The organism is Mycobacterium sp. NGS39, assembly GCF_059812765.1.
Map to the genome: position 1 here is coordinate 54,179 of NZ_JCALDH010000006.1, position 17,245 is coordinate 71,423.

The 17,245-nt window shown below is 68.3% G+C and carries 19 protein-coding genes; all 19 read left to right on the forward strand.

Annotated features, from left to right (window positions below; all coding sequences use genetic code 11):
• Positions 1 to 46: 46 nt before the first annotated feature.
• The 19 genes from AC5Y39_RS10235 to AC5Y39_RS10325 all read left to right on the forward strand — a co-directional run bounded on the left by AC5Y39_RS10235 (position 47) and on the right by AC5Y39_RS10325 (position 17,241).
• Positions 47 to 913 carry an aldo/keto reductase gene (locus AC5Y39_RS10235; RefSeq protein ID WP_500017386.1) on the forward strand — a complete coding sequence of 289 codons (867 nt, stop codon included), beginning with the start codon at positions 47 to 49 and terminating at the stop codon, positions 911 to 913.
• Between the two features lie 13 nt (positions 914 to 926).
• On the forward strand, positions 927 to 1,502 hold the full coding sequence (locus tag AC5Y39_RS10240) for a carboxymuconolactone decarboxylase family protein (RefSeq protein ID WP_500017384.1): 576 nt from the start codon (positions 927 to 929) through the stop codon (positions 1,500 to 1,502).
• A 12-nt stretch (positions 1,503 to 1,514) separates the two neighbouring features.
• Positions 1,515 to 2,138 (forward strand): PaaI family thioesterase, encoded by a 624-nt coding sequence (locus AC5Y39_RS10245; protein ID WP_500017382.1) that lies wholly within the window; start codon positions 1,515 to 1,517, stop codon positions 2,136 to 2,138.
• Entirely contained in the window at positions 2,135 to 2,539 is a 405-nt protein-coding gene (locus tag AC5Y39_RS10250) for a TIGR02611 family protein (RefSeq protein WP_500017380.1), read from the forward strand. Before AC5Y39_RS10245 ends, AC5Y39_RS10250 begins: the two co-directional genes overlap by 4 nt.
• 58 nt (positions 2,540 to 2,597) lie before the next feature.
• The gene (gene thrS / locus AC5Y39_RS10255) at positions 2,598 to 4,640 is read left to right on the forward strand and encodes a threonine--tRNA ligase (RefSeq protein WP_500048214.1); all 2,043 of its coding nucleotides are present in this window, start codon (positions 2,598 to 2,600) and stop codon (positions 4,638 to 4,640) included.
• A complete protein-coding gene (locus AC5Y39_RS10260; protein WP_499912408.1) occupies positions 4,637 to 5,206 on the forward strand; it encodes an ATP adenylyltransferase in 570 nt (189 codons plus the stop codon). The genes thrS and AC5Y39_RS10260 overlap by 4 nt, the downstream gene beginning before the upstream one ends.
• A gap of 17 nt (positions 5,207 to 5,223) precedes the next feature.
• Positions 5,224 to 5,877, forward strand: coding sequence for a phosphatidylinositol phosphate synthase (gene pgsA / locus AC5Y39_RS10265; protein WP_500017376.1), 654 nt, complete (start codon positions 5,224 to 5,226; stop codon positions 5,875 to 5,877).
• 20 nt (positions 5,878 to 5,897) lie between these two features.
• Positions 5,898 to 6,824, forward strand: coding sequence for a phosphatidylinositol mannoside acyltransferase (locus AC5Y39_RS10270; protein WP_500017527.1), 927 nt, complete (start codon positions 5,898 to 5,900; stop codon positions 6,822 to 6,824).
• Complete coding sequence (locus AC5Y39_RS10275) at positions 6,824 to 7,948, forward strand: glycosyltransferase family 4 protein (RefSeq protein ID WP_500017374.1); 1,125 nt, start codon at positions 6,824 to 6,826, stop codon at positions 7,946 to 7,948. Before AC5Y39_RS10270 ends, AC5Y39_RS10275 begins: the two co-directional genes overlap by 1 nt.
• A 38-nt stretch (positions 7,949 to 7,986) precedes the next feature.
• A complete protein-coding gene (locus AC5Y39_RS10280) occupies positions 7,987 to 8,973 on the forward strand; it encodes an NUDIX hydrolase (RefSeq protein WP_500017525.1) in 987 nt (328 codons plus the stop codon).
• 136 nt (positions 8,974 to 9,109) lie between these two features.
• A complete protein-coding gene (gene pdxS, locus AC5Y39_RS10285; protein WP_499912399.1) occupies positions 9,110 to 10,000 on the forward strand; it encodes a pyridoxal 5'-phosphate synthase lyase subunit PdxS in 891 nt (296 codons plus the stop codon).
• A gap of 9 nt (positions 10,001 to 10,009) precedes the next feature.
• Positions 10,010 to 10,846, forward strand: a complete 837-nt coding sequence (gene tesB, locus AC5Y39_RS10290; protein WP_500017372.1) for an acyl-CoA thioesterase II — start codon at positions 10,010 to 10,012, stop codon at positions 10,844 to 10,846.
• Positions 10,843 to 11,439, forward strand: a complete 597-nt coding sequence (pdxT, locus tag AC5Y39_RS10295; RefSeq protein WP_500017370.1) for a pyridoxal 5'-phosphate synthase glutaminase subunit PdxT — start codon at positions 10,843 to 10,845, stop codon at positions 11,437 to 11,439. The genes tesB and pdxT overlap by 4 nt, the downstream gene beginning before the upstream one ends.
• A 284-nt stretch (positions 11,440 to 11,723) precedes the next feature.
• Entirely contained in the window at positions 11,724 to 12,479 is a 756-nt protein-coding gene (locus AC5Y39_RS10300) for a YebC/PmpR family DNA-binding transcriptional regulator (protein ID WP_500017368.1), read from the forward strand.
• A 202-nt stretch (positions 12,480 to 12,681) separates the two neighbouring features.
• Positions 12,682 to 14,283 (forward strand): GAF domain-containing sensor histidine kinase, encoded by a 1,602-nt coding sequence (locus AC5Y39_RS10305; RefSeq protein WP_500017523.1) that lies wholly within the window; start codon positions 12,682 to 12,684, stop codon positions 14,281 to 14,283.
• Positions 14,284 to 14,378: 95 nt separating this feature from the next.
• On the forward strand, positions 14,379 to 14,933 hold the full coding sequence (gene ruvC, locus AC5Y39_RS10310) for a crossover junction endodeoxyribonuclease RuvC (protein ID WP_500017366.1): 555 nt from the start codon (positions 14,379 to 14,381) through the stop codon (positions 14,931 to 14,933).
• Positions 14,930 to 15,520 (forward strand): Holliday junction branch migration protein RuvA, encoded by a 591-nt coding sequence (gene ruvA / locus AC5Y39_RS10315; protein WP_500017364.1) that lies wholly within the window; start codon positions 14,930 to 14,932, stop codon positions 15,518 to 15,520. Before ruvC ends, ruvA begins: the two co-directional genes overlap by 4 nt.
• On the forward strand, positions 15,517 to 16,581 hold the full coding sequence (gene ruvB / locus AC5Y39_RS10320) for a Holliday junction branch migration DNA helicase RuvB (protein WP_500017362.1): 1,065 nt from the start codon (positions 15,517 to 15,519) through the stop codon (positions 16,579 to 16,581). Before ruvA ends, ruvB begins: the two co-directional genes overlap by 4 nt.
• Positions 16,582 to 16,605: 24 nt before the next feature.
• Complete coding sequence (locus tag AC5Y39_RS10325; protein WP_500017360.1) at positions 16,606 to 17,241, forward strand: hypothetical protein; 636 nt, start codon at positions 16,606 to 16,608, stop codon at positions 17,239 to 17,241.
• The last annotated feature ends 4 nt before the right edge of the window (positions 17,242 to 17,245 follow it).

Consider the following 17,245-nt stretch of genomic DNA (forward strand, 5'->3'; position numbering starts at 1 on the left):
ATCATCGGTTTCGCTGGCGTTTCGCGAGGGGCGTACGGTCGAGAAAGTGACCACAGACACTGTCGCTCAAGCATCTGGAACGTTCACTCTCGGCGGCGACCTGACCGTCAACCGCCTCGGCTTCGGCGCCATGCGCCTGACCGGCAAAGGCGTGTGGGGGCCGCCCGATGACCGCGACGAGTGCATCCGGGTGCTGCGCCGAGCGGTCGAGCTCGGCGTCAACTTCATCGACACCGCCGACTCGTACGGTCCCTACGTCTCCGAGGAGCTGATCCGCGAGGCGTTGCACCCGTATCCCGACGATTTGGTAATCGCCACCAAAGCGGGTCTGGTACGCCCCGGGCCTGACGACTGGCGTCCGCTCGGCTTCCCCGCGTATCTGCGCCAGGAGTGCGAGACGAGCCTGCGCCGGCTGGGCGTCGAGACCATCGACCTGTTCCAGCTGCATCGCATCGATCCGAAGTTCCCGCTCGAAGAGCAACTCGGCGAACTGGCCGCCCTGCAGCAGGAAGGGAAAGTCCGCCACATCGGCCTCTCCGAGGTCGATGTCGAGCAGCTCGACGCGGCGCGGCGAGTGGCGACGGTGGTGTCGGTGCAGAACATGTACAACCTGACCGCCCGCACCGCCGAACCCGTACTGGAAGTGTGCGAGGCCGCGGGCATGGGCTTCATCCCGTGGTTTCCGCTGGCCGCTGGTCCGCTGGCCGCCACCGACGGGCCGCTGCAGCGCATCGCCGCCGACCATCACGCCACCCCCTCACAGCTGGCGCTGGCATGGCTGCTGAAACGGTCGCCGGTGATGCTGCCCATCCCCGGCACGTCGAAGGTCGCGCATCTCGAGGAGAACGTCGCCGCCGCCCGAATCACGTTGAGCGACGAGGAATTCGACGCGCTCAGCAGCCTCGCTGACTGACCGGCGTGACGCGGTGACCGAATCGCGAGTACCACGCCTGTCGGTCGAGGAAGCCAAGGCCGCCGCCGACGAGGCCGGCGTGCCGGACTACATGGCCGAGCTGTCGATCTTCCAGGTGCTGCTGAACCATCCGCGGCTGGCCCGCACCCTCAACGACTTATTGGCCACCATGCTCTGGCACGGCTGCCTCGACACGCGGCTGCGCGAGCTGGCGATCATGCGCATCGGCTGGCTTACCGCGTCCGACTACGAGTGGACGCAGCACTGGCGCGTCGCCACGCGGCTCGGCGTCTCGGCCGACGACCTCGCTGGTGTACGAAACTGGTCGTCCCACAACGGGTTTGGGCATGTGGAGCGGGCGGTGCTCGCCGCAGTCGACGACGTCGTACGCGACGGTGCGGTCAGCGCGGAGAGCTGGTCGGCCTGCGAACGCGAGCTCGGCAGTGATCCCGCGGTGCTCGTCGAACTGGTCACGGCGATCGGGGCATGGCGCATGGTCGCCTCGATCCTGCAGAGCCTCGCTGTTCCGCTGGAAGACGGCGTGGGCAGCTGGCCCCCGGACGGACAGGGCCCTGCGACGCTCGGATAGTAGCGTGACCGGGTGGCCACTGGAGTCGACGAGCACCCCGGCGGCGGGTTCAACCCGCCGGTCCCCACCACCAAAGGCGGCCCGGACTACGGCCGGTTCATCGACGCCGTCCGCGACCTCCAGGACCACGCGAAGGCCGCCGACGCGCCCGACGACGTCATCACCCGCGCGGCCGAGCTGATCGAAAACGTCAACGCACTGCTGGCCCCCTATTGGGCCGACGAATGGGCGTCGCCGTCGGGCCGTCGACTCGACCTGCCGAGCCGCGGCAACATCTTGCAGATCCCGGCCGAACTCGAGAAGACCGACGACGGACGCGTGCGCGGCACCGCACGGTTCCGCCGGTTCCATCTGGGCCGTAACGGCGCCGCCCACGGCGGGGCGATCGCGATGCTGTTCGATTCGCTGCTGGGCTACACCGCCGCCAAGCTCACCCGCAGCCCGTATCAGCGCACCGCGTTCTTGCACGTCAACTACCGCCAGATCGTGCCCGTCGAAAAGCAGCTGCACGTCGACGCGGGAATCGAGCGGGTCGACGGACGGAAGATCTTCGTCGAGGGGCAGCTGACCGACGGTGACACGGTGCTCGCCGATGGTGAGGCGCTGTTCGTACGGCTGCGACCGGGGCAACCATGAAGCACAAGCTGGCGCGCGGCCGCGAGAGACTGCGGCAACGCCCGGCGGCGGACTTCCTCTACCGGGTCGTCGTCGCCGTCGTCGGTATGGCAGTGCTCGCGGTCGGGGTGCTTGCGATTCCCTATCCCGGCCCGGGCTGGGCGATCGTGTTCCTGGGTCTCGGCGTGTTGGCCACCGAATTCGTGTGGGCGCGCCGTGTCCTGAGGTTCGCGCGGGACCGCTACAACACGGTGATGGAGTGGTTCCGCCGGCAAGGACTGTGGGTGCAGGCCGTCGGCGTGGCCGTCACCACCGCGGTGGTGCTGGCGACGCTGTGGCTCGTCGGCGCAATCGGCTGGGCGGCGGCGCTGCTGGGCATCGAATCGGAGCTGTTGCGCAGCCCGATCGGCGTGGGGGCGTAACTGCGCCCACGGATAGCATGGTGCGCGATCGAACACTGTTGAGACTGGAGATTTCGCGATGACTGCCGCCCCACGTGTCAGCCCTGCAGCCCCGGTTCGGGTGCCTGCCGGGACCAGCGCGGGGGCAGCGGTGCGCGACGCGGGCCTGCCCGGCCGCGGCGAGCCGAACGCGATCGTGGTGGTGCGCGACGCCGAGGGCCGGTTGCGCGATCTGAGCTGGACACCCGACACCGACGTCGAGGTCGTGCCCGTCGCCGCCGACACCGAAGAGGGCCGCAGCGTCATCCGTCACTCAGCGGCGCACGTGCTGGCCCAAGCGGTGCAGGACATGTTCCCTGAGGCCAAGCTCGGCATCGGGCCGCCGATCACCGACGGCTTCTACTACGACTTCGACGTCGCCGAGCCGTTCACCCCCGAGGATCTGGAAGCGCTGGAAAAGCGGATGCGCCAGATCGTCAAAGAGGGGCAGCTGTTTTCCCGCCGCGTGTACGAGTCGAAAGAGCAGGCGCGCCGAGAGCTCGCCGACGAGCCTTACAAGCTCGAGCTCGTCGACGACAAGTCCGGCGACCCCGAGGTGATGGAGGTCGGGGGCGACGAATTGACCGCCTACGACAACCTCAATCCCCGTACGCGCCAAGCGGTTTGGAGCGACCTCTGCCGTGGCCCGCACATCCCGACCACGCGCTACATCCCGGCGTTCAAGTTGACCCGCAGCTCGGCGGCGTACTGGCGCGGCGACCAGAACAACGCCAGTTTGCAACGCATCTACGGCACGGCGTGGGAATCGCAGGAGGCGCTCGAGCGGCACCTGCAGCTGCTCGAAGAGGCGCAGCGGCGTGACCACCGCAAGCTCGGTACCGAGCTGGACCTGTTCAGTTTTCCTGACGAAATCGGTTCGGGCTTGGTGGTTTTCCACCCCAAGGGCGGCATCGTGCGCCGCGAACTCGAGGAGTATTCGCGGTGCAAGCACATCGAGGCGGGCTACGACTTCGTCAACACCCCGCACATCACCAAAGCGCAGCTGTTCCATACGTCCGGCCACCTCGACTGGTACGCCGACGGCATGTTCCCGCCGATGCACCTCGACGCCGAACTCAACGACGACGGCACTGTGCGCAAACCGGGCCAGGACTACTACCTCAAGCCCATGAACTGCCCCATGCACTGCCTTATTTATCGGGCGCGCGGACGTTCATATCGGGAACTTCCGTTGCGGCTCTTCGAATTCGGCACGGTCTACCGCTACGAAAAGTCGGGCGTGGTGCACGGCCTGACCCGGGCGCGCGGGTTCACGATGGACGACGCGCACATCTTCACCACGCGTGAGCAGATGCGCGACGAGCTGGCCTCACTGCTGCGGTTCGTGCTGGAACTGCTCGGCGACTACGGGCTCACCGACTTCTATCTGGAGCTCTCCACCAAGGATCCGGACAAGTTCGTCGGCTCCGACGAGGCATGGGAGGAAGCGACGTCCACGCTGGCCGACGTCGCCACCGCGTCCGGCCTGGAGCTGGTGCCCGACCCCGGCGGCGCGGCGTTCTACGGCCCGAAGATCTCGGTGCAGGCGCGCGACGCATTGGGCCGGTCCTGGCAGATGTCGACGATCCAGCTGGACTTCAACTTTCCCGAGCGCTTCGGGCTGGAATACACCGCCGCCGACGGCACGCGGCAGCGGCCGGTGATGATCCACCGCGCGCTGTTCGGGTCGATCGAGCGGTTCTTCGCCATCCTCACCGAGCATTACGCCGGGGCGTTTCCCGCATGGCTGTCACCGGTGCAGGTGGTCGCCATCCCGGTTGCCGACGACCACGTGGCATACCTGGAAGATGTTGTGGCGCAGCTGACGTCGCGCGGCATCCGGGCCGAGGTGGATACCAGCGACGACCGGATGGCCAAGAAGATCGTGCACCACACCAACCAGAAGGTGCCGTTCATGTTGCTGGCCGGCGATCGCGACGTGGAGGCCGGCGCAGTGAGCTTCCGGTTCGGCGATCGCAGCCAGCTCAACGGCGTGCCGGCAGCCGAAGCGGTCGACGCGATCGCCGACTGGGTGCAGCGGCGTGAGAATGCTTCTCCCACAGCAGATCTGGTGAAGCCGTGAGCGAAGCGGCCGAAGGCGACAAGACTATCGTCGACCGCGGTGCGGGAGAGCCGGACCACCTGCAACGGCTGTGGACCCCGTACCGGATGAACTACATCGCCGAAGCGCCGGTCAAGCGGGACAACGCGGCCGAGCGACCGTTCACCGACATCCCGACGCTGTCGGACGAGGAGGGCCTGGTGGTGGCCCGCGGCGAGCACGTGTACGCCGTGCTCAACCTCTACCCGTACAACCCCGGGCATCTGATGGTGGTGCCATACCGGATGGTCTCCGAGCTGGAAGACCTCACGGAGGCCGAGAGCGCGGAGTTGATGGCGTTCACGCAGAAGGCCATCCGCGTGATCAAGGCGGTGTCGCGGCCGATGGGTTTCAACGTCGGGCTGAACCTGGGCAAGGTGTCGGGCGGCTCGCTGGCCGAGCATCTGCACATGCACGTCGTACCGCGCTGGGTGGGCGACGCGAACTTCATCACGATCATCGGCGGCACCAAGACCATTCCGCAGCTGCTGCGCGACACCCGCAAGCTGCTGGCCACCGAATGGGCGAAACAGTCCGAGAAGGCGTAGCGACGGGGGGTGGACCGGTGAGCAATTTCTACCTGATGACACGCGCGGCGTACGTCAAGCTCTCCACGCCGGTGGCCAGGGCCGCGCTGCGCATTGGGCTGACCCCCGACAGTGTGACGATCATCGGCACCGCCGCGTCGGTGATCGGCGCGCTGACCCTCTTCCCGATCGGCGAGCTGTGGTGGGGGGCCGTCGCCGTCTGGCTGTTCGTGCTCGCTGACATGCTCGACGGCGCAATGGCGCGGGTACGCGGCGGCGGCACCCGGTTCGGGGCGGTGCTGGACGCGACCTGCGACCGGATCGCCGACGGCGCGGTGTTCTGTGGGCTGCTGTGGTGGGCGGCGTTCGGGCTGGAAAGCCCGTCGCTGGTGGTGGCCACGCTGATCTGCCTGGTCACCTCGCAGGTGATCTCCTACATCAAGGCCCGCGCCGAAGCCACCGGACTGCGCGGCGACGGCGGGCTCATCGAACGGCCGGAGCGGCTGATCATCGTGTTGGCGGGTGCCGGGCTGTCGGACTTCCCGTTCTTCCCGCTGCCGTGGGCGCTGCCGATCGCGATGTGGGTGCTGGCGGCGGCGAGCCTGATCACCGTGGCCCAGCGGCTGCACACCGTGCGGTCGTCTTCGGGGGCGACTGACACCATCGAGAACCGGGAGAAAAGCGAGCCGTGATTCCGACGACCCCTCGGCTCATCCCCAACCGGCGCTTCAAGCTGAGCCAGCAGGTCACCGACTGGGGCTTCGCCGCCGGCTGGCGCGTAGTCCGGGCGATGCCGGATGTGTTGGCCCGCAGCACATTTGACGCGGGTGCGTTCTACGCCTCGCTGGGCGGCGGTCCCGAACAGCTGCGCAAGAACCTGGCCAGGGTGATCGGTGTGCCCGCGCCGGAGGTGCCTGACGCGCTGATGCGGGCCTCCCTCGCGTCGTATGCGCGCTACTGGCGGGAGGTGTTCCGGCTGCCGTCGATGGACCACGCGAAGATCGGCCGGGAGTTGTCCGTGCCGGGGATCGAGAACCTGTTCTCGGCGCTGGACGCCGGTCGGGGCGCGGTGGCGGCGCTGCCGCACAGCGGCAACTGGGACATGGCCGGCGTGTGGCTGGTGCAGAACCGCGGCACCTTCACCACGGTCGCCGAACGGCTCCAACCCGAATCGCTGTATCGCCGGTTCATCGCCTACCGCGAAACGCTGGGCTTCGAAGTTCTTCCGCTGTCGGGTGGTCAGCGGCCGCCCTACGAAGTGCTGGTCGACAGACTTCGCGCCAACGGCGTGGTATGCCTGATGGCCGACCGGGACCTCACCCGCAGCGGCGTGCCGGTGGAGTTCTTCGGCGAGCCCACTCGCATGCCCGCCGGGCCCGCGCGGCTGGCCATCGAAACGGGCGCCGCACTGTTTCCCGCGCACTGCTGGTTCGAGGGCGACGGCTGGGGAATCCGCGTGAACCCGGAAATCGACGTGAGCTCTGGTGACGTCCGCGCAATCACGCAGGCGCTGGCCGACCAGTTCGCCGTCGACATCGCTGCACACCCCGAGGACTGGCACATGATGCAGCCGCTGTGGCTCGCGGATCTGTCCGACGAGCGACGGGCGCTGCTCGCTGCCCCGGGAGACACTTCCTGATGCGCATCGGGATGGTGTGCCCGTACTCGTTCGACGTTCCGGGCGGCGTGCAGTCGCACGTGCTGCAGCTGGCCGAGGTGATGCGCGCCCGCGGCCACGAGGTGAGCGTGCTGGCGCCGTCGTCGTCACACGTCAAGTTGCCCGACTACGTCGTCTCCGGTGGCCGCGCCGTGCCGATCCCGTACAACGGCTCCGTCGCGCGGTTGCGGTTCGGCCCGGCCACCCACCGCAAGGTCAAGCGCTGGCTGGCCGAGGGCAACTTCGACGTGCTGCACCTGCACGAGCCCAACGCGCCCAGCCTGTCGATGCTGGCGCTGCAGGCCGCCGAAGGTCCGATCGTCGCGACCTTCCACACGTCCACCACCAAGTCGCTGACGTTGTCGGTGTTCCAAGGGATTCTGCGGCCGTATCACGAGAAGATCGTGGGCCGCATCGCGGTGTCCGACCTGGCGCGGCGGTGGCAGATGGAGGCGCTGGGCTCCGACGCGGTGGAGATCCCCAACGGCGTCGACGTAGCGTCGTTCGCGAATGCCCCTCTGCTGCAAGGCTATCCACGCCCAGGCAAGACTGTGCTGTTCCTCGGCCGGTTCGACGAGCGCCGCAAAGGCATGGACGTGCTGCTGCGTGCGCTGCCTGCGCTGGTGGAGAAGTTCCCGGACGTGCAGGTGTTGGTCGTCGGCCGCGGCGACGCCGACGAACTCTGCGAGGAAGCCGGTCCGCTGGCCGACCATCTGCGGTTCCTCGGCCAGGTCGACGATGCGGAGAAGGCCTCCGCGCTGCGCAGCGCCGACGTGTACTGCGCCCCCAACACCGGCGGCGAGAGCTTCGGCATCGTGCTCGTCGAGGCGATGGCCGCCGGCACGGCCGTGGTGGCCAGCGACCTCGACGCGTTCCGCCGGGTGCTGCGCGACGGCGAGGCAGGCCGGCTGGTGGCGGTGGATGACGCCGACGCGCTGGCCGCCGGCTTGATCGAGGTGCTCAGCGACGACGCGCTGCGGGAGCGCTACGTCGCGGCCGGCCGGGTCGCGGTGCGCCGCTACGACTGGTCGGTGGTGGCCCAGCAGATCATGCGGGTCTACGAGACCGTCGCCGCGACGGGCGCCAAAGTCGAGGTGGCCAGTTGACCGTCTGGCTCGTCGCAGCCGCGGCGCTTGCGCTGGTGATGGTCGTCGTCGTCGCGGTGTGGGCGTACCAGACCGCCAACCGGCTGGACCGGCTGCACGTGCGCTACGACCTGTCCTGGCAGGCGCTGGACGCCGCACTGGCGCGCCGTGCGGTGGTCGCGCGGGCGGTGGCCGCGGACGCATACGGCAACAGCGAGCGGGGGCGGCGGCTGACCGCACTGGCCGACGCCGCCGAACGCGCGCCACGGGCCGCGCGCGAGACCGCCGAGAACGAGCTGTCCGCCGAGCTGGCGATGGTCGACACCGCGGTACTGCGGCCGGCCTTGATCGCCGAGCTCGCCGACGCGGAGGCGCGGGTGCTGCTGGCCCGCCGGTTCCACAACGACGCAGTCCGCGACACCTTGGCGCTACGCGAGCGCCGTGCGGTGCGGTGGCTGCGGCTTGGCGGAAGGGCGCCGCTGCCAACGTATTTCGAGATCGCGGAGCGCGCGCAGGTTGTCGACGGCGACGACGGCGCGGTGACCGTGCGCACGTCGGCGCGAGTGGTTTTGCTCGACGAGTACGGGCGCGTGCTGCTGTTCTGCGGGTCGGACCCGGCCCGCGGCGACGGCGACGCACCCACCTGGTGGTTCACGGTCGGAGGTCAGATCCGCCCCGGCGAGGACGTGCGCGCTGCGGCGGCACGCGAGGTGTTCGAGGAGACCGGGCTGCGGGCCGACCCCGCGGACATGGTCGGCCCGGTGTGGCGGCGCGACGCGATCCTGGATTTCAACAATGCCGTCGTGCGCAGTCACGAGTTGTTCTTCGTGTACCGCACCAAGCGGTTCGACCCGTCGACCACCGGCCGCACTGCGCTCGAGCGGCGCTACATCCACGGGTATCGGTGGTGTGACTCTTCTGACATCGCCGCTTTGGTGGCCGCAGGGCAGGCGGTCTACCCCGAGCAGCTCGCCGAACTGCTGGCCGAGGCCAACGCCATCGCCGACACAGGTACACAAGCGCGCGAGCCGCAGCCGATCCGCTGACTTTTGCCCGCTGACACTGCGTACAGATCGCGATCCGCGCGGATTCTGCGATCTGTACGCAGTCTCGACGCGAAAAGCGCTGGTGCCCACCCACTAGACTGATGCGGTACCACGGGTTACCGACGGGAGAGCAGCAGTGGAGCACGGGCAGACCGGGACCGCGCGGGTCAAGCGCGGCATGGCCGAGATGCTCAAGGGCGGCGTGATCATGGACGTCGTCACGCCTGAGCAAGCCCGCATCGCCGAGGGTGCCGGCGCCGTCGCGGTGATGGCGCTGGAGCGCGTGCCCGCCGACATCCGCGCGCAGGGCGGTGTGTCCCGGATGAGCGATCCGGACATGATCGAAGGCATCATGGCCGCGGTCACCATCCCGGTGATGGCCAAGGTCCGCATCGGCCACTTCGTCGAGGCGCAGATCCTGCAGAGCCTCGGCGTCGACTACATCGACGAGTCAGAGGTACTCACTCCCGCCGACTACACCCACCACATCGACAAGTGGAAGTTCACGGTGCCGTTCGTCTGTGGCGCGACCAATCTCGGCGAGGCGCTGCGCCGGATCAACGAGGGCGCGGCGATGATCCGGTCCAAGGGTGAAGCCGGCACCGGCGACGTCTCGAACGCCACCACCCACATGCGGGCCATCAGTGGTGAAATCCGCCGTCTCGCATCGCTTTCCGACGACGAACTGTACGTCGCCGCCAAGGAACTGCAGGCCCCCTACGAGCTGGTGGTCGAGGTCGCCCGGGCGGGCAAGCTGCCGGTGACGTTATTCACCGCCGGCGGCATCGCCACCCCGGCGGACGCGGCGATGATGATGCAGCTCGGCGCCGAGGGCGTGTTCGTCGGCTCCGGGATCTTCAAGTCAGGGGACCCCGCCCAGCGGGCGGCCGCGATCGTCAAAGCGACCACGTTCTACGACGACCCGGACGTCTTGGCCCGGGTGTCGCGCGGGCTCGGAGAGCCGATGGTCGGCATCAACGTCGAGGAGATCGCGCAGCCGCACCGACTCGCCCAGCGGGGCTGGTAGCCCAGCGGTATGGCGATCGAAGAGATCCTGGATCTGGAGCAGCTCGAGGTCAACATCTATCGCGGCCGCATGGCCGGTGTCGGGCCCGGTGTGCCCACGCGCACGTTCGGCGGCCATGTCGCCGGGCAATCGCTGGTGTCGGCGGTGCGCACCGTCGACCCGCATTTCCTGGTGCACTCGCTGCACGGCTACTTTCTTCGACCCGGAGATCCCAAGGCGCCCACCGTGTTTCTGGTCGAGCGGCTGCGCGATGGCGGCTCGTTCTGCACCCGGCGGGTCAACGCGATCCAGCACGGCGAGACCATCTTCTCGATGTCGGCCTCGTTTCAGACCGACCAGAGCGGCATCGAGCACCAGGACGCCATGCCCGTGGCGCCGGCACCCGACGAGCTCGACGAGGTGCACGAGACCGACTACATCGACGCGGACGGCTGGACCCAGTTCCGTGAATGGGATCTGCGGATCGTGCCGCGCGCCAAGCTGAAGACGTTGCCGGGCAAGGCATCTCAGCAGCAAGTGTGGTTCCGGCATCGCGATCCGCTGCCGGACGACCCGGTGCTGCACATCTGTGCTCTGGCCTACATGAGCGACCTCACGCTGCTCGGGTCCGCACAGGTCAACCACCGCGCCGAGCGCAAGCATCTGCAGGTCGCGTCGCTGGATCACGCGATGTGGTTCATGCGTACGTTCCGCGCCGACGAATGGCTGCTGTACGACCAGTCGTCGCCCTCGGCCTGCGGCGGGCGATCGCTGACCCAGGGCAAGATCTTCAACCAGTACGGAGAGATGGTGGCGGCCGTGATGCAGGAAGGACTGACCCGCTACCCGCGCAACTACAAGCCGTGAGCGATCCACACGTCGGAGTGCTTGCGCTGCAAGGCGATACGCGTGAGCACCTGGCGGCATTACGGGAAGCGGGCGCGGAGGCGACAACGGTGCGCCGCCGGGCTGAACTGGACGCGGTCGACGCGCTGGTGATCCCGGGCGGGGAGTCCACCACGATGAGTCACCTACTCGCGGAGTTCGAGCTGCTGGAGCCGCTGCGTCAGCGGGTGGCGGATGGCCTGCCGGTGTACGGGTCATGCGCCGGAATGATCCTGCTTGCCAGCGACATCGTGGACGCGGGCGCCGACGGCCGCCGCGCTCTGCCGCTGTCGGGCATCGATATGACAGTGCGGCGCAATGCTTTTGGGCGTCAGGTCGACTCCTTCGAGGAAGACATTCCGTTCGACGGGCTCGACGGGCCGGTGCACGCGGTGTTCATCCGGGCGCCGTGGGTGGAACGCGTCGGACCAGGCGTGCAGGTGTTGGCTTCGGCTGCGGGTCATCCCGTCGCGGTGCGACAGGGCCGGACGCTGGCCACTGCGTTCCATCCGGAGATCACCGGGGACCGGCGGGTGCACCGACTGTTCGTCGACATCGTCACCGGCCGGGCATAGCGCCGAGTGTGCGGTTTCGTATGCGACACACCGGTCAGGCCGTACGAAAACGCACAGTCGCGGCAGGCATCGGGTGCGGGCACAGTCTTCCGCTGACTCGACGCCGCGCTCGCTCGTTTCGAGGAACTCAGCGCATCGGCCCCAAACGTCGGGTTGTGACACGCCCCGGGGCCGAAACCGCGCCCTAACTCCTCACTCGGGCAATTGCCGGAGCACCGGCAGCGCGGCGGCGCCGGAATCGCGCCCACGTAGACTCGTCCCGTTGTCACGGGAGGTAATCACTGATGAGCGGCCATTCGAAGTGGGCCACGACCAAGCACAAGAAGGCCGTCGTCGACGCACGCCGCGGCAAGATGTTCGCCCGGTTGATAAAGAACATCGAGGTGGCCGCCCGTGTCGGCGGCGGTGACCCGGCCGGCAACCCGACGCTCTACGACGCGATCCAGAAGGCCAAGAAGAGCTCGGTGCCCAACGAGAACATCGAGCGTGCCCGCAAACGCGGCGCCGGCGAGGAAGCCGGCGGCGCCGACTGGCAGACCATCACCTACGAGGGCTACGGACCCAACGGCGTCGCCGTGCTGATCGAATGCCTGACCGACAACCGCAACCGCGCCGCCAGCGAGGTGCGCGTCGCGATGACCCGCAACGGCGGCAACATGGCCGACCCCGGATCGGTGTCCTATCTGTTCTCCCGCAAAGGTGTGGTGACGCTGCCTAAGGACGGATTGACCGAAGACGACGTGCTGGCCGCGGTACTCGACGCCGGCGCTGAGGACGTCAACGACCTCGGGGATAGCTTCGAGATCATCACCGAGCCGTCCGATCTCGTCGCGGTGCGCACCGCGCTGCAGGAGGCCGGCATCGACTACGAGTCCGCCGAAGCCGGGTTCCAGCCGTCGGTCACCGTGCCGCTGGACACCGAAGGCGCGCGCAAGCTGCTCAAGCTCGTCGACGCGCTCGAAGACAGCGACGACGTCCAAGACGTCTACACCAACGCCGATATCCCCGACGAGGTGATGGCCGAACTCGACGAGGAGTAGCGGCCTGGTCGCAAACCTGCGATGGCGTCGAAGGCCTGCTACGTGAGTTCAAGGTGAGTTAAGGTAAGCGGGATCGACGACGCGCCTGAGAGGTGGGGTCGTGACGAGCAAGCGGACTACGTCAGACTCTGATCGGCCGCGCGATCGCCTCTTCGACCGTATCCGCCAGCAGCTCGACGAGCTTCAGAACGCCCGCGACCAGATGGACATGCTGCTCGAGGCGGTCGTCGAAATCGGGTCGGACCTCAACCTGGATTCCACGCTGCGCCGGGTGATGACCGCCGCGCAGCGACTGACCGGTGCCCGCTACGCAGGTCTGGGGATTCGAAGCGCCGACGGCAAGATAGCGGAGTTCCTGCATGCCGGAATCGACGACGCACTGGCGAAGCGAATCGGCCACCCGCCTGTGGGCAAAGGGCTGCTGGGGCTGCCGATGTACCGCAACGACACCGTGCGTATCGACGAGGTGGCGCACCATGGTGCCGCGGTCGGCTTCCCTGAGCATCATCCGCACATGCGGGCATTCATGGGAGTGCCAATCACCATCCGCGGCAAGATCTTTGGCAGCATTTACCTGGCAGACGACCGGCCGGACCATGTGTTCAAAGAATCGGACGAGATCGCTGCCCGCGCGCTCGCGTCGGCAGCCGGGGTGGCGATCGACAACTCACGGCTGTTCGAACGCTTACGGGCGTCGGCGAAGTGGATGCGGGCCAGCCGCGAGATCACCACAGCGCTGTTGTCCGGAGCCGACCCTCACGTCCGGGCACTCCGCCTCGTCGCCGAGCACGCCCGGGAACTGACCGACTCCGAACAGGCGATCGTGCTGGTCCCGGAAACGCCCGATCAGCCTGCCGCCGAAGTGGACACGCTGGTGGTCTCGACGGCCGTCGGCGTGCACTCGTCTGAGGTGATCGGCCAGCGCGTCCCGGTGAGCGAATCGACCACGGGTGCGGTTTATCGCTCGGGCGCTCCAGTGATCACCGACTCATTGCGCCACCCGATTCCGGGTTTCACCGACGTGGGCCAGCGGCCGGCGATCGTGATGCCGCTGCGTGTGCAGAACACCGTGACCGGCGTCATCGCCGTGGCCCGCAACGCTCACCAACCGGTGTTCGACGCCGTCCACATGGGGCTCATGGCCGACTTCGCAGACCACGCTGCGATGGCGCTGACGTTGGCCGAGGCCCACGAGCGCAGCCGCGAGCTCACGATCTTGGCGGATCGCGAGCGCATCGCACACGACCTACACGACCACGTCATTCAGCGACTCTTCGCTGCCGGCATGGATTTGCAAGGGACACTTGCGATTTCGCGATCACCGGAGATCGCATCCCGGCTCAACCGTACGGTGGACACGCTGCAGTCGGTGATCGACGAGATTCGCACTGCGATCTTCAACCTCCAGGCGTCCGCAGACATCAGCGGCGATCTGCGCCAGCGCATCCAGTCGGCGCTCACCAAGATGACCGAGAACACCGACCTGGCGACCACACTGCGGGTGGTGGGTCCGTTGATTGCGATCGGTCCGCAGCTGGCCGCCCACGCCGAAGCGGTGGTCACCGAGGCGGTCAGCAACACCGTCCGGCACTCGGGGGCCACCAGCGTCACGGTCGAAATCACCGTGGCCGACGAACTCGTCCTGGAAATCACCGACGACGGGCACGGCATACCCGCCCAAATCGACCGGCGCAGTGGGCTGAACAACATGCAGCGGCGCGCCGAACAGGTCTCCGGCAGCTGCCACATCAGCGCATCGGCGAACGGCGGAACCAGGGTTCGCTGGAGCGCGCCGCTGATCTGAACCGCGCGAACGGACACGTGTCGTTGCCCGGACTTGTCGGGTCAACCCGCTAAGGTTTCGTCGAACAGTTGTTCGGCATCGACGGAGGGCGGCGCGTGCGCGTCATGGGAGTGGATCCGGGGCTGACGCGCTGCGGGCTGTCACTGATCGAAAGCGCGGGCGGCAAGCAGGTGATCGCGCTCGACGTCGACGTGGTGCGCACGCCCACCGACATGCCCCTGCCGCAGCGGCTACTGGCGATCAGCGACGCCGCGGAATATTGGATGGACACTCACCACCCGGACGTGCTGGCGGTCGAGCGGGTGTTCTCCCAGCAGAACGTGGCGACGGTCATGGGCACCGCCCAGGCCGGGGGAGTGATCGCCCTGGCCGCCGCCCGCCGCGGTATCGACGTGCACTTCCACACGCCCAGCGAGGTGAAGGCGGCGGTCACCGGCAGCGGCGGTGCGGGCAAGGCGCAGGTCACCGCGATGGTCACGAAAATCCTTGCGCTGCAAACCAAGCCGACACCCGCTGATGCTGCCGACGCGCTCGCGCTGGCGATCTGTCACTGCTGGCGCGCGCCTATGCTGGCCCGGATGGCCGAGGTGCAGGCACGGGCAGCCGAGCAGCGCAAGACTTTCGAAGCCAAGCTGAAGGCGGCCAGATGATCGCATCGATCCGCGGGGAAGTCCTCGAGGTGGCCCTCGACCACGCCGTCATCGAGGCGTGCGGGGCCGGCTACCGGGTGAACGCCACACCGTCGACGTTGGCCACGTTGCGGCGCGGCACCGAGGCCCGGCTCGTCACGGCGATGATCGTGCGCGAGGATTCGATGACGCTCTACGGGTTCGCCGACACCGACTCACGGGACCTCTTCCAGACCCTGCTGTCGGTGTCGGGCGTCGGGCCCCGGCTGGCCATGGCAACGCTGGCCGTGCACGAGGCGCCCGCGCTGCGACAGGCGCTGGCCGACGGCGACGTCACCGCACTCACCCGGGTGCCCGGCATCGGCAAGCGCAGCGCCGAACGCATGGTGCTCGAACTGCGTGACAAGGTCGGTGCCGCCGCGACGGCCGGTGCCCCCGTCACCAACGGTCATGCGGTGCGCGCACCAGTGGTGGAAGCCCTTGTGGGACTTGGCTTTGCGGCCAAACAGGCGGAGGAGGCCACCGATGCGGTGCTGGCCGGCGGCGACGGCGCCACCACGTCCAGCGCACTGCGGGCGGCACTTTCGCTGTTAGGAAGAAGTAAGTGAGCCGCTTCGAGCCGGGCGACGACGACGAGCGCGAGGTCTCGGCGGCGCTGACCGTCGGCGAAGGCGACATCGACGCCAGCCTGCGGCCCCGCTCGCTCGACGAGTTCATCGGCCAGCCGCGGGTCCGCGAGCAGCTTCAGCTGGTCATCCAAGGCGCCAAGAACCGCGGCGGCACACCGGATCACATCCTGCTGTCGGGGCCGCCCGGGCTCGGCAAGACGTCGCTGGCCATGATCATCGCCGCCGAGCTGGGCTCCTCGCTGCGGGTGACGTCGGGGCCTGCACTGGAACGGGCCGGCGACCTTGCCGCGATGCTGTCGAACCTGCTCGAGCACGACGTGTTGTTCATCGACGAGATCCATCGCATCGCGCGGCCGGCCGAGGAGATGCTGTACCTCGCGATGGAGGACTTCCGCGTCGACGTCGTCGTCGGCAAGGGACCCGGCGCCACGTCGATCCCTCTCGAAGTCGCGCCGTTCACGCTCGTCGGCGCCACCACCCGCTCCGGCGCACTCACCGGCCCGCTGCGCGACCGGTTCGGCTTCACCGCGCACATGGACTTCTACGAGCCGCGCGAGCTGGAGGCGGTGCTGGCGCGGTCGGCGGGCATCCTCGGGATCAGCCTCGACGCGGACGCGGGCGCGGAGATCGCCCGGCGATCTCGGGGCACGCCGCGCATCGCCAACCGGCTGCTGCGCCGGGTCCGCGACTACGCCGAGGTGCGCGCCGACGGGGTGGTCACCCGCGACGTCGCCAAGGCGGCGCTGGAGGTCTACGACGTCGACGAACTCGGCCTGGACCGGCTCGACCGCGCGGTGCTGGCGGCGCTCATCCGCAGCTTCGGCGGCGGCCCGGTCGGGGTGTCCACGTTGGCCGTGGCGGTCGGTGAGGAAGCGGCGACGGTCGAGGAGGTGTGCGAGCCATTTCTGGTGCGGGCCGGGATGATCGCCCGCACCCCACGGGGACGCGTCGCGACGGCGTTGGCCTGGACGCATCTGGGTATGACCCCGCCCAGCGGTGTGCACGGTTTGGGACAGGCCGGGCTGTTCGACGCGCTCTAGCCGGCCTGACGGGAGGAGGCGACGGTGGACAGCACGACGGTCAGGATCGGTGGAGCGTTCGGCGTCATCTGCGCGCTGGCGATGGTCCCGGCCTACATCGTCGGATCGCCCGACGCTCCGCGCACCCCGCAGGCGGCCCGCGACTATTACGACAGCGGTTCGGCCTTCGTCGCCGCCAACGGCGTGGTGCCGCTGCTGCACATCTTGTTCGGGCTGGCGTTCCTGGGTGTGCTGGTGGCGATGCTGCGCCAGGCATCCGGGCCCAGCGCCGCGTCGTACACCGCGCTGGCCGGCGGTGCGTTCTTCTTTGCGCTGACCGCGGGCGGGTTCGCTGCCGAGGTGGCTTATCCGGCGGCGGTGGTGCGGTTCGGGGATGCCACGATCACCGAATTCAACGAGCCGCTTCTGACGTTGTCGACGTGGCTTTACCACTACTGCCAAATCGGCGCCGTCGCAATGATTTTCGCGACGTCGGTGGTGATCTGGCAGACGGCCGTGCTGCCGAAGTGGGCGGCGTGGCTCGGAGTGTTGGGCATCCTGCCGCTGCTGCATCTGTGGATTCCGGTGTTTGCGGCGGTGTCCAGTCTGGTCTGGATTTTTGTGATCGGCCTCGTGATGCTCTTCGCGCCGGTGTCAGAGCGGTCGTCACCTGTCGCCTGACCTG